Origin of the sequence: Mesorhizobium sp. BR1-1-6 (genome assembly GCF_020165355.1) — a bacterium.
Lineage (GTDB): Bacteria > Pseudomonadota > Alphaproteobacteria > Rhizobiales > Rhizobiaceae > Mesorhizobium.
This window is the reverse complement of record NZ_JAIUHZ010000011.1, coordinates 76,061-89,906: the sequence shown is the minus strand read 5'-3', so window position 1 is coordinate 89,906 and position 13,846 is coordinate 76,061. Positions and strand designations below refer to the sequence as shown.

14 protein-coding genes are annotated in these 13,846 nt (G+C 63.2%); 7 read left to right on the top strand and 7 right to left on the bottom strand.

Annotated elements, in window-relative coordinates; translation table 11 throughout:
* Nucleotides 1-86: 86 nt before the first annotated feature.
* Both LB545_RS20690 and tsaA read right to left on the bottom strand, forming a co-directional pair.
* Nucleotides 87-401 (bottom strand): DUF2293 domain-containing protein, encoded by a 315-nt coding sequence (locus LB545_RS20690; protein WP_140495859.1) that lies wholly within the window; start codon nucleotides 399-401, stop codon nucleotides 87-89.
* Nucleotides 401-904 carry a tRNA (N6-threonylcarbamoyladenosine(37)-N6)-methyltransferase TrmO gene (gene tsaA / locus LB545_RS20685; RefSeq protein WP_224705753.1) on the bottom strand — a complete coding sequence of 168 codons (504 nt, stop codon included), beginning with the start codon at nucleotides 902-904 and terminating at the stop codon, nucleotides 401-403. The genes LB545_RS20690 and tsaA overlap by 1 nt, the downstream gene beginning before the upstream one ends.
* 197 nt (nucleotides 905-1,101) lie before the next feature.
* Between tsaA and LB545_RS20680 the strand changes: the two genes are divergently transcribed.
* Together LB545_RS20680 and metF are read left to right on the top strand one after the other, a co-directional pair.
* The gene (locus tag LB545_RS20680) at nucleotides 1,102-2,124 is read left to right on the top strand and encodes an ArsR/SmtB family transcription factor (RefSeq protein ID WP_140495166.1); all 1,023 of its coding nucleotides are present in this window, start codon (nucleotides 1,102-1,104) and stop codon (nucleotides 2,122-2,124) included.
* Nucleotides 2,124-3,041, top strand: coding sequence for a methylenetetrahydrofolate reductase [NAD(P)H] (gene metF, locus LB545_RS20675; RefSeq protein WP_140521221.1), 918 nt, complete (start codon nucleotides 2,124-2,126; stop codon nucleotides 3,039-3,041). The genes LB545_RS20680 and metF overlap by 1 nt, the downstream gene beginning before the upstream one ends.
* A gap of 372 nt (nucleotides 3,042-3,413) precedes the next feature.
* Here the strand turns inward: metF and LB545_RS20670 are convergent, their stop codons facing one another.
* Complete coding sequence (locus LB545_RS20670; RefSeq protein WP_224705751.1) at nucleotides 3,414-4,343, bottom strand: DMT family transporter; 930 nt, start codon at nucleotides 4,341-4,343, stop codon at nucleotides 3,414-3,416.
* Nucleotides 4,344-4,550: 207 nt separating this feature from the next.
* Between LB545_RS20670 and LB545_RS20665 the strand changes: the two genes are divergently transcribed.
* Nucleotides 4,551-5,771, top strand: coding sequence for an alanine racemase (locus tag LB545_RS20665; protein ID WP_140516626.1), 1,221 nt, complete (start codon nucleotides 4,551-4,553; stop codon nucleotides 5,769-5,771).
* Nucleotides 5,772-5,835: 64 nt separating this feature from the next.
* On the opposite strand, the gene LB545_RS20660 is transcribed toward LB545_RS20665, so the two are convergent.
* A complete protein-coding gene (locus LB545_RS20660; protein ID WP_140761227.1) occupies nucleotides 5,836-7,014 on the bottom strand; it encodes a lytic murein transglycosylase in 1,179 nt (392 codons plus the stop codon).
* Nucleotides 7,015-7,200: 186 nt separating this feature from the next.
* Nucleotides 7,201-7,995 (bottom strand): GH25 family lysozyme, encoded by a 795-nt coding sequence (locus tag LB545_RS20655; protein ID WP_140516622.1) that lies wholly within the window; start codon nucleotides 7,993-7,995, stop codon nucleotides 7,201-7,203.
* 316 nt (nucleotides 7,996-8,311) lie between these two features.
* Between LB545_RS20655 and LB545_RS20650 the strand changes: the two genes are divergently transcribed.
* Complete coding sequence (locus LB545_RS20650; RefSeq protein ID WP_224705749.1) at nucleotides 8,312-9,691, top strand: serine hydrolase domain-containing protein; 1,380 nt, start codon at nucleotides 8,312-8,314, stop codon at nucleotides 9,689-9,691.
* A gap of 4 nt (nucleotides 9,692-9,695) precedes the next feature.
* Here LB545_RS20650 and LB545_RS20645 read toward each other — a convergent pair whose 3' ends face one another.
* Nucleotides 9,696-10,361 carry a class I SAM-dependent methyltransferase gene (locus LB545_RS20645; RefSeq protein ID WP_140630900.1) on the bottom strand — a complete coding sequence of 222 codons (666 nt, stop codon included), beginning with the start codon at nucleotides 10,359-10,361 and terminating at the stop codon, nucleotides 9,696-9,698.
* Nucleotides 10,358-11,605 carry a DUF3419 family protein gene (locus LB545_RS20640; RefSeq protein WP_224705747.1) on the bottom strand — a complete coding sequence of 416 codons (1,248 nt, stop codon included), beginning with the start codon at nucleotides 11,603-11,605 and terminating at the stop codon, nucleotides 10,358-10,360. Before LB545_RS20640 ends, LB545_RS20645 begins: the two co-directional genes overlap by 4 nt.
* Nucleotides 11,606-11,840: 235 nt before the next feature.
* On the opposite strand from LB545_RS20640, the gene LB545_RS20635 reads away from it, so the two are divergent.
* The 3 genes from LB545_RS20635 (at nucleotide 11,841) to LB545_RS20625 (ending at nucleotide 13,676) form a co-directional block, all read left to right on the top strand.
* On the top strand, nucleotides 11,841-12,050 hold the full coding sequence (locus LB545_RS20635) for a hypothetical protein (RefSeq protein ID WP_140495184.1): 210 nt from the start codon (nucleotides 11,841-11,843) through the stop codon (nucleotides 12,048-12,050).
* A 154-nt stretch (nucleotides 12,051-12,204) separates the two neighbouring features.
* Entirely contained in the window at nucleotides 12,205-12,924 is a 720-nt protein-coding gene (locus LB545_RS20630; protein WP_140495186.1) for a J domain-containing protein, read from the top strand.
* Nucleotides 12,921-13,676, top strand: coding sequence for an N-acetylmuramoyl-L-alanine amidase (locus LB545_RS20625; protein ID WP_140580018.1), 756 nt, complete (start codon nucleotides 12,921-12,923; stop codon nucleotides 13,674-13,676). The genes LB545_RS20630 and LB545_RS20625 overlap by 4 nt, the downstream gene beginning before the upstream one ends.
* The last annotated feature ends 170 nt before the right edge of the window (nucleotides 13,677-13,846 follow it).

Genomic DNA, 13,846 nt, shown 5'->3' with positions numbered 1-13,846 from the left:
TAGAGCCAGTCATCCGGCGTCGTTCGTCCTCGAAGTGAAAAGCTGCCAGCCATGCTACCGAGCGCCGTGCCGGACCGGCAACAGCTTCAATCATCCTCGTCGTCGGCGTCGAGCAGGCGGGTGGCGCGCCAGCGGGTAAGTACGACATTGGTCTGCTCGATGACGAAGAAACGCGCCGAGTCGCGGTCATAACCTTCGGCGAGCAGCTTTTCGTAGTCGGTATGGGCGTGGCGGATATGGGCAACCGTCGCCAGCCACACGGCAATGGTCGGCGGCAAGGTCTTCATGTGGACGGAGCCGGCATCCGCTCGGATCTTCTCCATATCGGCATAGGGCGCCAGCGGCAGAAGCGCGGTCAACGCCTTGGCGACGGCGCGCCGACGGCCGGTCGGCGCCTTCATCATTCGTCGCGCCCTTCGATGGTCGCCTCGGCAAAGGCATCGGTCGATGCGAAATAGGGTTTTATGTCGACCACCGGGGTGCCGTCGAGCACGTCGATGGCGTCGATCTCGATGCGCCCGGTGGCGAGGTCGAGCGCAACCAGTTTCGCCACATGCAGGCCGATCGGGTTCGGTCGGGCAGGGGAGCGCAGGCCGAATACGCCTTTTGCTTCAGCCGCATGGCGCGGTTTCTGCACGATCAGAGTCCGCGGCGCGTGGTGGAGCCACGACAGGATGACGAGATGGCTGGTGCGCTCCAGCCCTTGCAGGCCGGCGCGGTAGGGCGGGTCGATCGTCAGTGCTGCCGGCTGCCCGGTCTCGCGCGCCGCGCGCATGTTCTTGGGGCAGGTTTCGCGCGTCGTCCATGGTGAGGCGATACGGCCGATGAAGACGACGCCGCCATCCGCCGGCATCAGCGCCGGATCGATCTCGAGCCTTTTTTCACCCTCCCGCACCTCAAACATCTCACGCCGCCCGGTGATTTTATCCATCTTTTTGTTGACGCATGTCTTGCCCTGAAACCGCTACACATTTTTAGGCGCGACATGCACCGAGAAATCACGCCTGCGGCATTTTCTTGTCCGGAAGCGACATAGCGCTTGCAAGGCTGTGAAAATCGACATAAACATATGTTTATATCTTTTTCAAAGAGAATACGCTGATGCATGTCGCGCTCGACACCATGGTGGACACATTGAAGGCGGCGGCCGAATCGAGCCGCTTGCGCATACTGGCGCTGCTGTCGCGCGGTGATCTCACCGTGTCCGATCTTACCGAGATTCTCGGCCAGTCGCAGCCGCGCGTGTCACGCCACCTGAAGCTGCTCCTGGAGGCCGGGCTGATCGGTCGTTACCAGGAGGGGTCGTGGGCCTTCTTCCGGCTGTCGGATACGGATTCCGCGCGCGACTTCGTGCTGCGGCTGGTCGCCGGCATTCGCGGCGCCGATCCGCAGGTCGAGCGCGATCTCGAGCGGCTGGCCTCGGTCAAGCGCAAGCGGCAGGACCGCGCGGCGGAGTATTTTTCGCAGAACGCGGCAAGCTGGGACCATATCCGCTCCCTGCACGTGCCTGACCGTGCGGTCGAGGCAGCCCTCATGAAGCTCGTCGGCAAGCGGCCGTTCCAGTCGATGCTCGATCTCGGCACCGGCACCGGACGCCTCTTGGAGATATTCTCGCCGCTCTACCGGCGCGGCATCGGCATCGACATGTCGCGCGAGATGCTGACCGTCGCGCGCGCCAACCTCGACAAGGCCGGCGTCTCCAATGCTCAGGTGCGGCAGGGCGACATCTTCTCGCCGCCGGTCGAGCGCGACGCCTTCGATCTCGTCACCATCCATCAGGTGCTGCATTATCTCGATGATCCTGCGCGCGCCATCCATGAGGCGGCGCGGCTGCTGCGCCCTTCCGGACGGCTGGTGATCGTCGATTTCGCGCCGCATACCCTGGAATTCCTGCGCGACGAGCACGCGCATATGCGCCTCGGCTTTTCCGACCGGCAGATCGGCGAGTGGTTCTCCGAAGCGGGCCTTGATCTCGAAGATGCCCAGGAGTTCGAGCCGCGCGGCGGCACCGAGGCCAGGCTCACGGTCAAGCTCTGGCTTGGCCGCGACCGGCGCCTGCTGATCGCCGATCCTGCCAATGACAGCCAGCAGACCAAAGTGAGTTCGATAGGGGAAATCGCCTGATGAACCAGTTCCGCTTTTCCCGCCGCCCCGACATTGGCGACAAGGTCAGGGTTTCCTTCGAATTCTTCCCGCCAAAGTCGGATGAGATGGAGGCGAGGCTGTGGGACACGGTCACCCGACTGGAACCGCTGAAGCCGAAATTCGTCTCGGTGACCTATGGCGCCGGCGGTTCGACTCGGGAGCGCACGGCACGCACCGTAGGCCGCATCCTGAAGGAGACCAGCCTGACGCCGGCAGCGCACATGACCTGCGTCGACGCCCCGCGCCCTCAGGTCGATGCGGTGATCCAGGAATTCGCCGAGATGGGTGTGAAGCGGTTCGTCGCCCTGCGCGGTGATCCGGCCGCGGGCGTCGGCACCGCCTATCGTCCGCACCCGGACGGCTATGCCAATGGCGCCGAGCTGGTCGGTGCGCTGAAGAGCGCCGGCGATTTCGACATCTCGGTCTCGGCCTATCCGGAAAAGCATCCGGAAAGCCCCGACTTCGCCACCGACATCGACATGCTGAAGCGCAAGGTCGATAATGGCGCGACGCGGGCGATCACCCAGTTCTTCTTCGACAACGATCTCTACGAGCGCTATGTCGAGCGCGCGCGTCGAGCCGGCATCTACATTCCGATCGTGCCGGGCATCCTGCCGGTGCACAATTTCACCCAGGTCGCCAATTTCTCGGCACGTTGCGGCGCGCTGGTGCCGGCATGGCTGGCCGAACGTTTCGACGGCCTGCAGAATGATCCGCAGACGCATGCGTTGGTCGCGTCGGCGGTGGCGGCCGAGCAGGTGCTGGACCTGGTCGAGCGGGGCGTGGGCGATTTCCACTTCTATACGATGAACCGGGCCGACCTCGTCTTTGCCGTCTGCCACATGATCGGCATCCGCTCGCATGAGGCGGAAGTGGCTGGCTCCGCAGCCGCCTGAACCGGGCTTGAGTTGCAGAAAGGCCGGGTAAAAACCCGGCCTTTCAAACTGGTTGATTATTGGGTGCTGGTCTTCCCCGTTTTTGGCGGGTTCAGGGAAGAACGCCTATAATGAGGGCGCCGATGAATGCAAACGCAGCACAGATCATCAATGCGTTGATTGGCCTCGTAAGTCCCATGACATAGCCTCCTCTTAAAGAGCTATGGCCGGAGTCTAGGGTCATTTGTGCCACAGGCAAGCGGAAAATGTGCTGCATTGCGACGCGATTGTGGAGTTTGCGACCTCGTTTTCGCCGTTAGGCGTTGAAACTTCTAGGCAAAAACCAGATACGAACCTGTGAATAAATTATGGCGGCTTCGTGTCGTTGGCATGTCATGGCAGCGCTACCCTGCGGATGAACAGGCGCCCGTCTATGGTCACCAGGCCGAGACCGATCAGCATCATGCCGCCGATTTCGAACAATTCCAGCCGCTCGCCGAGGAACAGGAAACCGAGCAGCATGGCACTCACCGGCACGATCAGCGTCACCAGGGAGGCGTTGGTGGCGCCGGCCGAGGCGACGAGGTTGAAATAGAGGATATAGGCGAAGGCGGTGGACAGCAGCGCCAGCGCCAGCACCGCCGCCCAGACCGGCGGCGAGGCCGAGAACAGGCCCGCGGGACCGTGCGCAAGCAGCACCACCGGGATCATGATGATGGTCGAGGCGGTCAGCTGCCCGGTGGCAATGACCGGCGAGGGCACGCCCTTGAAGCGACGGGCGACCATCAGTGCGACGCCGTAGGACAACGATGCTCCGATCAGCGCGAATTTGGCCCAGACCGGGCCGCCGAGGCCGGCAACCAGGCCGGGGCCGATCATCACAGCCGTGCCGGCGACGCCAAGCGCAATGCCGGCCAGCTTGTTCCAGGAGAGCTTCTCGTCCGATGTCAGGGCGTTGGCGAGGATCAGCGTCCAGAACGGCGTGGTCGCATTGAGCACCGAGGCGACGCCGGCGCCAAGCTCAGTCTGGCCGGCGAAGATCAGCGAAAAAGGCACGACGTTGTTGGTGAAGGCCAGCAGGAAGAACAGTCCTGCATGAGGAAGGGCAAGGCGGAAGGATGGGCCGCGCAGGAAGAGATAGAGCTGTAAAGCGAGTGCCGCGATGGCGACGCGAAACAATACCAGCACCAGCGGGTGAAGCTCCGCCGCGGCAATGCGGGCGAAGAAAAAGGAGCCGCCCCAGATCGCGCCGAGCAGCAGAAGCTGCGCCCAGTCCTTGAGCGCCATCGGTCCGCGCGGTGCTGATGTCGCGGCTATTGCCATGTGATGCGTCCTCCCCGGACGGCCGAATGCAGGCAGCCAGACAGAAGCCATATCGGGTTCGCAGGCAAGAACCACCCGAAACCTGCCCGATGGCCTGTCTCCCCTGACAAGCCTAGCGCCCTGCCGCCAGGCGCAAGAGACACAGAATTGTTTTCATTGGCCGCTAGCTTGGATTAATTGTGCGCAGGCTAGGTCAAGGATTCGTCCATGCAGCGATTCGAGAATGCCCGCGAGGCGGCACTGGCGCTTCGCCCGGACGATCCGGTCTACTGCTTCCGCCCGCAGGTGCTGAAGGCCGATGCCTTGCAGTTCATGGGCATGTTCCCCGGCAAGACGGCCTATGCGGTCAAGACCAATGGCGAGCAGATCGTGCTGAAGACGCTGGTCGAGGCCGGTGTCTCCGCCTTCGACGTGGCCTCGCCCGGCGAGTTCGCCGCCGTGCGCGCGGTCTCGGCCGATGCCGAGATGCTCTACATGCATCCCGTCAAGGCGCAGTCGGACATCAAGCTGGCGCTGGAGAAATACGGCATCCGCGTCATTGCGCTCGACCACGAAGACGAGATCACCAAACTGACGCGGGTGGTCAGGGCACTCGACATTGACCCGGGCGCAATCAGCGTGTTCGTTCGAGTGCAGACCAAGGGCCATGCGGCCTACGAGCTGTCGAAGAAGTTCGGCGCCGGCCCGGCCTATGCGGTCGAGCTCGCCGAACGGCTGAACCGCACCGGCTACAAGGTCGGCCTGTGCTTCCATGTCGGCAGCCAGATCGAGGACCCCGACACCTACGAAAGGGCATTGGCTTCCGCCGACTGGGTGCGCAACCGGCTGACCTTCGACCTGGCCGGTCTCGATGTCGGCGGCGGTTTTCCGGCCGAATACGGGCATGATCCCAACCGCAAGCAAGTCGCGATGCCGTCGCTCGGCCAGATCATGTCGCGGCTTTCTGGAGACCTCAAGGAATACCAGTTCGACCAGATGCCGCTGGTGGCCGAGCCCGGCCGGGTGATCGTGGCGCGCTGCCTGTCGCTGATCGTGCGGGTGCTGTTGCGCAAGGGCAAGCGGCTCTACATCAATGACGGCATCTGGGCGTCGCTATCGGATTCATGGACCGGCAAGATCACGCTGCCGGCACGCTTCATTCCCGATCCGGCGATCCGCACGCGCAATGGCGACGAGAAGACCATCGTGCCGTTCAAGGTCTGCGGCGCGACCTGCGATTCCGTCGACATATTGTCGCGGCCGTTCTGGCTGCCGGAAACTGTCGACACCGGCGACTGGATCGAGATCGGCCACATCGGCGCCTATTCGCTGTCGCTGAGAACCCGTTTCAACGGCTTCTATCCCGACACTTTCGTCGAGGTGGCGACGTCCTTCGACGAGGGCGATGCACCGGTGGGTTTGGCGAGTCTGGAGACGATGGCGGATTAAGTAGTGAGTGGTGAGTAGTGAAATGGGTCCGTCACTATTCCCTACTCACAGCTTCATTCCCTATTCACAGCTTCGCTAAAAGCTCCGGCGTCGGCCAGCCGTCCACGGGCAGTCCCAGCCGCGTCTGCTCCTTGCGGATTGCTTCGCGGGTGTTGGTGCCCAGGATCCCGTCGACCGTGCCAACATCGTAGCCCTTGGCTTCCAGCTTGGTCTGCAAAGCCTTCATCTGCTCGTTGTTGAGGCCTGGTTCAGGATTGCGCGGGTCGATCGGTGGCGCGCCGGCAAGCCGCGCGGCAAGATTGGCCGCGGTCAGCGCGTAGGTGAAGGACTGGTTCCATTCGAGATAGACGTCGAAATTGTCGTAGGTGAGGAAGGCCGGGCCCTTGCGGCCCATGGGCAGCGCCAGCCCGGCCTTCAGGCCCTTGTCGACCAGCGGCGAGCCGTCGGGATTGGTGACGCCCCACTGCGCCCATTGCGTCAGCGGCAATTTGTTGGTGCGGCCCGTCTGGTCCCAAGGCATCTCGTCGGGCACGCGCACTTCCTGGATCCAGGGCTCGTCGCGCTTCCAGCCGCGCGACAGCACCTTGTTGGCCGTGGTCATAATCACGTCCGGCACGCTGCCCCGCAGGTCGATCTTGCCGTCACCGTCGCCATCGACGCCGCGGGCAAGATAATCCGAAGGCAGGATCTGCGTCTGGCCGATCTCGCCAGCCCAGGCGCCGTTGACGTCGGCCGGCAGCACGCCATGGTCGATCAATTCCAGTAACGGCACCAGCTGCTGCCGGAACAGTTGCGGGCGGCGGCAATCATGGGAAAGCGTCACCAGCGCGCTGAGCGTATGGAAATCGCCCTGCACGGCGCCGAAATCGGTCTCCAGCGCCCAGAAAGCGGTGATGACCGGCGCCTGGACGCCGAACTGCTGGTCGGCGCGGGCGAAGATATCGGCATATTTCTTCATGTTCGCCGCGCCCTGCTTCAGCCGGTAGGCCGAGATCATCCGGTTGGAGAACTCGATGAAGGTCTGGGTGAAGACGCCCTGCGCACGGTCGCGCGCCAGGGCCCTCTCGTCGAAGCTGGCATCCTCGAGCGCTTCGAGGCCGACAGGGCCGACACCCGCCGCCTTGGCTTCCGCTGCCACGCCCTGCTTCCAGGTTTCGAAGTCGCCGCCACATTCCTGCGCCATCGCCGGCAAGGCCGTGGCGCACAGGAACAGCACCGCGAGGGCTTGGGGACGCAGTCGCATAGACTTCCTTTCGACATTCAGGATTCCCGGGCGGCCTTGCTGTCCATCTGGATGCGCGTCGCCCCGGAATACCGGCGGTTGCACTCTTGGCCGCCGGCCGTGTCGAAAGCAGGCGGCAGGCCCGGTGTCAACGGGTGTTCTGCAGCAACCCTTCCTCCGGGCGGCTTGGCACCCGTTGACACGGTGTCAACGGGTGTTCTGCCTCAACCATTTGTCCCAGGCGGCTTGGCTGCCGTTGAAGACGTTTATATCGGACTTGCCGATCATGCCGGGAACGATGCCGGTTCCCGTATACTGCCAGAAGGTGAAGGGGTGGCTGCCATATTTCTGACGCGGGTGGCCGGCGACGGAGCGTAGCCAGTAGGGATAACCGCGGAAGGTCGACAGCTCGTTGTCTTCAAAGAAGTCTACCGACGTGTAGATGATCGGCTTCTTGCCGTAATGCCGCTCGACGATTTCGAGGAAGGTGGTCATCTCCGCGCGCACGGTGGCCGGGTCGGGGCGCAGCCTGCAGGTCGGCGATTTCGGGTTCCATTCCATGTCCAGCACCGGCGGCATGGCCGAACGGTCGACGGGGACGTTGCGGATGAACCAGCGCGCCTGTACCGCCGCCGGAGTGCAGAAATAGAAGAAATGATAGGCGGCACGAGGAACGCCGGCGGCTTTGGTGCGCGCCCAATGCTCGTTGAAATAATCATCGAAACGGTCGCCGCCCTCCGTCGCCTTGATGAAAGCGAAGGAAATACCGCTGGCCTTGGCGGTCGGCCAGTCGACCGAGGTCTGGTATTTTGAGACGTCGGTGCCGTGAACTGCGTAATTCCAGGGCGCGCCGCTGTCCCATTCATGCGGCTTGGAATCGGCGAAGCGGGGCGCGCGCACCGCAACCGAAGGGGTGCTGGATGGCGACAGTGGCGACAGATCCTCCACGGTCGAGCATGCGCCGAGCAGCGTCAGCATGAAAAGGGCCGCAAGACGGCGCATCACAACTCCCGAGCCGGTTGCAGCCGGTCGCTGATGGGTCTGTGCACTGATGGCCGGCGCTTGGTCTGGCCCCCGCCGGACGATCGCCCCACAGCATCGCCCGGTATATCGCCAAAACGCGCATTGTTTCGGCGCGCTTTGATTTTGTTTCCTGCCGTGATCCCAAAAACGCGGCGCGCTGTTGGGCGACATGCACCTGTGATCGCCGATCATGGTTGATATCTGGTTGACGACGCTCGACAAGGCCCATGATTTTGCGGAAGCAATGGCGGCAAATCGATGACATGGATCGAGCCTGGATTCGGGGGCGGGAAAGATGCGGATCATTGCCAAGATCGTCAAACGGCTGCTCGGCCTGGTGGTGCTGGCGGTCGTGGCGCTGTTTGGGTGGCTTTATTTCGCGCCGCCCGAACTGATCCGGGTCGGCTCGGGCTATTCGGCAAAGATCGTCTGCTCGAACGTTTTCGTCGCCGGGCGCGATGCCAACGAGGTGCTTGCCGTCGATGTGCAGGCGCCCGGTCATCCCTTGCTCAAGCTGATGCGGGTCTCGGTCGACAAGAACCGGGGCACAGTCTCCGCCGGCCTGCTTGGCTTCCTCGGCAAGAGCATCGCGGTTTTCCGCGACGGGCTGGGCTGCGCCTCGGTCCCGGATGGCGATGTCGGCAAGGCGCGGCGCACGGCGATCCATGTCGAACCCTCGGCGACAAGACAGGACGCGCTGTGGCCGGAAGGCGAGCGGGTCGAAGCCTCGCAGAACCCGGAGGTGGTGAAGATCGTCGACGATGCCGCCATGACCGGCGCCGGCATGCGCGCCGTGGTGGTGGTCAAGAACGGCCGCGTCGTCGCGGAACGCTATGGCGAGGGCTTTTCCGCCCGGACGCCGTTGCTCGGCTGGTCAATGACCAAGACGGTCAATGCCGCCATAGTCGGCACGCTGGTCAAGAACGGCAAGATGGCGATGACCAACCAGGGCCTTTTCGCGCCGTGGAAGGCCGATGGCCGCGCCGCGATCAGCCTTGCCGACATGATGGCGATGTCGAGCGGGCTGGAATTCAACGAAGACTATGGCGACGTCGCCGACGTGACGCGCATGCTCTATCTCGAACCCGACATGGCGGGCTTTGCCGAAGCCAAGCCGCTCACGGGCGAGGTGGGCAAGGTGTTCTCCTATTCGAGCGGAACGGCGGTGATGCTGTCGCGGCTCTGGCAGGATGCGGTCGGCGACAAGGCCAAGGCGTTGACGTGGCCGCGCACCGCGCTGTTCGAGCCGCTGGGCATACACAGCGCCGTGCTCGAGACCGACGAACAGGGCACGTTCGTCGGCTCATCCTATCTCTACGCCACCGCCCATGACTGGGCCCGCTTCGGCCAGTTCCTGCTGCAGGGCGGGGTCTGGAACGGCAACCAGATACTGCCGGCCGGTTTCGTCGACTGGATGCGCGAACCTGCGTCGGCCTCGAAAGTCTACAGCAAGGGGCAATTGTGGATCGAGGCGCCGGGCGACGAGGAAAACCCCGGTGCCGGCGTGGCGGCGGGCCTGCCCAAGGACACCTATTGGATGGAGGGGCATGATGGGCAGACCGTCGCCATCATTCCATCCGAGCAATTAGTGGTGGTGCGGCTCGGCCTGACGCCGGCCAAGCTGGGCTACAGGCCGCAGACCATGGTCGGGGCATTGGTGAAGGCGCTGCGCTAACCAATCAGCTGCTCGGCCGGACCACCGCCAGCCAGGCGTAGCCGCGATAAAGTGTGCGGAAACGGAAGGTTGCGCCGATTTTTCGCGATTCCGATTCCAGCACCTCGCGCAACATTTCACGGGGCGTGACGTGGAATTTTCTGAGCCAGCCGCGAAGCAGGGTCCGAAACCAGTCCGGCAGGCCTTCCTGCTGGCCGAAGTCGACGATGTGCAGGGAACCGCCCGGAGCGAGCGTTGCCAGCGCGGCGGAGACCGTCTTTTCCCAGCCTGCGATCATCGACAATGAATAGGACACGAAGACACGGTCGAAGCTGTCGCGGCCGAACAGCGCCTTTGCGTCGAACTCCGTGGCGTCGCCCCTTGCCAGCATGACGCGATCGGACAGGCCTTCGCGGGCAATCGCGGTGCCCGCGGTCTCCAGCATCTCTGCCGAAATGTCGAGGCCATAGAAGCGCGCGCCGGGAAAGCTGCGGGCGGCGAGGATGATGTTCCGCCCGGTGCCGCAGCCGAGCTCCAGCACCGTGCCGCCCGGCGGAACGTCCAGCCCTGATATCAGCCGGTCGCGGCCGAGCAGATAATATTTGCGGGTCAGGTCGTAGATGTGACGCTGCCAGCGGTAGACACCGTCCATCAGTTCGGCGTGATTGGTCGGCAGCTCGGTAGTGCTCATGAGGCGCGCTTCACGTACAGATGAAAGCCGCCATAGATTGCCGAGCGGTCGCGGGTGGAGAATTCGCGCGAGGCATCGCTCTCGTAGCTCCACTGGTCGAGCAGGGAAGCGGAGACGCGGCCCGGCAGCAGACTTGGCTCGGCCGCAGTGCGGAAGATGACACGCGCGCCGGCGGAGGCGGTGCGGGTGATTTCCGACCACAGCGCATTGAGCTGGTCGTCGGTCATCCAGTCCTGCGCGTCGAGCAGGATGAAACGGTCGACGGAACCCGCGTCCTTGCCTACCAGGAATTCGATCAGATTGGCATGATGAATGGCGACGCGGTCTACATTGCCGCGAATGGCCTCATAGTTCTGCCTTTCAAGATAGGCGGGCAGGGCGGCTTCGCCGGGTTGGGGGTAGCGCCTGGCAAAGGCTTGCCAAGCGAAATAGTTGTTTTTCAATGGAAAATCGCAGGCGAGCTTTTCCAGCCGGGCTTTCAGCACACTGGCCATGGTACCGTCGCCGGACGTGATGAGAGAGTCATATTGCGCCGGCGGGATGCCGAGGCCGAACAGCGAGGCCTTGCGCGAGGTCGCCCATTTCAAAAGCGGCTTTTCGAACACCGGGGCCAGTTCCTGGTGGAAGAAGCGGCGCTGCTCGCCAATGTTCCTGGCCTGCATGATGCCGGCGGGGTCGACGCCGAAGAATTTAGCCGTGCGGTGGCCCATGGCGATGAACAGGCCAAGCAGGCCGGTCTGGTAGAAATTGCGGTCGAAGACGGCGATGCGCCTGATGCCGCGCCAGTTGCGGCGCTCCCAATAGTGGCGGCTGACCGGATCGAGATGCGGCGCGATGAAGCGGTCGTAAGCCTGAGAATTGTGGTTGTTGCCGGCGGCACCGAAGAAGCGAAACAGGTCGCCCTGCGAAGGCAGGTGGCGCACCGCCTCCAGCTTCATGCGGTTCAGGGCTATGTGAGCGGCATTGAGATCGACGGCGTCGATCCTGGCCGGCGACCGGGTGAGATAGGCCAGGATATTGCAACCGCCGGAGGCAATAGTGACGACGCGGTGGCCTTCGCCAAGCTGCATTGCGTCCATGTCGACATCGGGATCTTCCCAGATCTGCGGATAGACCAGGCCCGAAAACAGGAAGGCGAACAGCCGTTCGGAAATTCCTGCCTTCGACAGGGGGCGGTTCTGGTAGACGGCTTTTCCAACTTCCTTGCCACGGCGAAAGATCAGATCTGCGGAAACGTCCGTCATGGCAAGGTGATTCCCCATTTGCTTTGCCGCAAGCGGGTAACGCCCGGCTATGACAGGTGGATGACAGCGATCCGCACAGGGGAGCGCAAAGCTGTTTCACCCCCGGGGAGGCGCAAGGGGAGGATGCGAGCGATGTTACATGCGGAAACGCATCGTTACGAAACCCATGGCTGAGTGATGCATTTCCTTCTCGACCGTTCACTGCAACGTGAGCGTGTGTTGAAGGAGAGATATCATGAAAAAACTCATTCTTGCGTCGGTGTCCGCGCTTGCGCTGCTCGGCGTCGCTGCGTGCAGCGACAGCGGCACGGGGACGGATAACACCACCACCCAGAGCACCAATCCGCCGGCCGAGCAGCCAATGAAACCTGCGGCGCCGGCGGATAATTCGACCAAGCCTGCCGAGCCGGCTCCGGCAACGCCCGCTCCTGCGCCCGCGCAGTAGTCCATTGGTACCTGTGTTCTGGCGAGGGCCGGCGTCTTGCCGGCCCTTCGCCCAGGCGGGTAGTGGTTCCGACACGAGATCGATTGTCGTCGGAGGTATGATGCCGGCCGTTATTGGCTTGATAGCGGGGACCGGTTGGCTCTAAGAAGCGGCCATGTCGATTTGGGACCGCCTCGGCGACTTCATCACGCGGATTTCGTCCTCAGCCTCGTCGGGCGTCGCCGACGTGGTCGAAGCCGTGCGCACCGTTTTTTCCGGCGATGCGGATTTGCGCCGTCGCGTCGCTTTCTCGGTGGCGATGATTGCGCTCTCGGCCAAGATGGCCAAGGCCGACGGGGTCGTCACCCAGGACGAGATACGCGCCTTCCAGGAAATATTCGAGGTGCCGCCAAAGGAGACGCGCAACGTGGCGCGACTCTACGATCTGGCCAAACGTGACGTTGCCGGCTTCGAGACCTATGCCGAGCGCATGGCGCAGCTTTGTGGCTCCGGCCATTCGAACTGCATGATGCTGGAGGATATACTCGACGGCCTGTTCCACATCGCCAAGGCCGACGGGCTGATCCATGAGCGTGAAGGCCAATTCCTGCACCGCATCGCCGAAATCTTCCGCATAGACGAGGTGCACTACGAGGCGATCCTTGCCAGGCACGTCAATCTTGGTGCGGCCGACCCCTATGTCGTGCTCGGCATCGAGCGCGGCAAGCCGTTCGAGGAGGTCAGGAAACGCTACCGCAAGCTGGTTTCCGACAATCATCCGGACCGGCTGATCGCGCGTGGCCTGCCGCAGGAATTCATCAAGATCGCGACGACGAGGCTCGCGGCGATCAACACCGCCTATGAGATGATCGAGCGGGGCCTGCGGCACGCATGAGCGGCTTCCTGCCCGACGAGCCGAGCGCCGAGGTCAGGGTATCGCCGAATTTCGGGCCACGGCGCGAGACGCTGAAGCCCGACATGATCGTGCTGCACTATACCGGCATGCCGACAGGCGCCGGGGCCGAGGCGTGGCTGTGCGACCCGGCCAGCGAAGTCTCCTCGCACTATCTGGTGCATGAGAACGGCCATATCGTGCAGATGGTCCGGGAAAGCGACCGCGCCTGGCACGCTGGGAAGAGTTCGTGGTTCGGACGCACCGACATCAACTCCTGTTCCGTCGGCATCGAGATCGTCAACCCGGGGCATTCATTGGGTTATCCCGGTTTTCCCAAGCGACAGATCGATGCGGTGATCGGCTTGTGTGCCGGAATTGCCAGCCGGCATGCGATTGCCCCCCAGCGGGTGCTGGCGCACTCCGACGTGGCGCCGGGGCGCAAGATCGATCCGGGCGAGAAGTTTCCCTGGCGGGTCCTGTTCGAGGCCGGTATCGGCCACCTCGTGGCGGCGGCACCGGTCAGGCGGGGCGCCGTGCTGAAGGCCGGCGACGCCGGCGCCGATGTCGAGGCGATGCAATCGATGCTGGCGCTCTACGGCTATGGAGTCGAAATATCGGGTGTTTTCGACCAGCAGACGCGGGTCGTGGTCGAGGCTTTCCAGCGTCATTTCCGGCCACGCCGGATCGATGGAGTGGCGGACGGATCGACGATGCGCACGCTTCAACGGCTGCTCGCTTCCCACCCAACTTGACCCTGGGTCAGGATGCCGTCCAAGTAATGCTTTTCCGACATTAAGTTACAAACTGTCACTTAAAGTGACTTGCCCCGCCTTCATTGCGCGCAATTCGGGCTTCAAAGGGCGATCCGTACAGCTTGTCGGATGTCTAACCCCCCGGATGATCCGACATTAATCAAGCAATG

What these genes read in the sequence shown, in the direction of transcription:
- LB545_RS20690 (WP_140495859.1), bottom strand. Translation starts at nt 401, where the DNA reads ATGAAGGCGCCGACCGGCCGTCGGCGCGCCGTCGCCAAGGCGTTGACC.
- tsaA (WP_224705753.1), bottom strand. Translation starts at nt 904, where the DNA reads ATGTTTGAGGTGCGGGAGGGTGAAAAAAGGCTCGAGATCGATCCGGCG.
- LB545_RS20680 (WP_140495166.1), top strand. Translation starts at nt 1,102, where the DNA reads ATGCATGTCGCGCTCGACACCATGGTGGACACATTGAAGGCGGCGGCC.
- metF (WP_140521221.1), top strand. Translation starts at nt 2,124, where the DNA reads ATGAACCAGTTCCGCTTTTCCCGCCGCCCCGACATTGGCGACAAGGTC.
- LB545_RS20670 (WP_224705751.1), bottom strand. Translation starts at nt 4,343, where the DNA reads ATGGCAATAGCCGCGACATCAGCACCGCGCGGACCGATGGCGCTCAAG.
- LB545_RS20665 (WP_140516626.1), top strand. Translation starts at nt 4,551, where the DNA reads ATGCAGCGATTCGAGAATGCCCGCGAGGCGGCACTGGCGCTTCGCCCG.
- LB545_RS20660 (WP_140761227.1), bottom strand. Translation starts at nt 7,014, where the DNA reads ATGCGACTGCGTCCCCAAGCCCTCGCGGTGCTGTTCCTGTGCGCCACG.
- LB545_RS20655 (WP_140516622.1), bottom strand. Translation starts at nt 7,995, where the DNA reads ATGCGCCGTCTTGCGGCCCTTTTCATGCTGACGCTGCTCGGCGCATGC.
- LB545_RS20650 (WP_224705749.1), top strand. Translation starts at nt 8,312, where the DNA reads ATGCGGATCATTGCCAAGATCGTCAAACGGCTGCTCGGCCTGGTGGTG.
- LB545_RS20645 (WP_140630900.1), bottom strand. Translation starts at nt 10,361, where the DNA reads ATGAGCACTACCGAGCTGCCGACCAATCACGCCGAACTGATGGACGGT.
- LB545_RS20640 (WP_224705747.1), bottom strand. Translation starts at nt 11,605, where the DNA reads ATGACGGACGTTTCCGCAGATCTGATCTTTCGCCGTGGCAAGGAAGTT.
- LB545_RS20635 (WP_140495184.1), top strand. Translation starts at nt 11,841, where the DNA reads ATGAAAAAACTCATTCTTGCGTCGGTGTCCGCGCTTGCGCTGCTCGGC.
- LB545_RS20630 (WP_140495186.1), top strand. Translation starts at nt 12,205, where the DNA reads ATGTCGATTTGGGACCGCCTCGGCGACTTCATCACGCGGATTTCGTCC.
- LB545_RS20625 (WP_140580018.1), top strand. Translation starts at nt 12,921, where the DNA reads ATGAGCGGCTTCCTGCCCGACGAGCCGAGCGCCGAGGTCAGGGTATCG.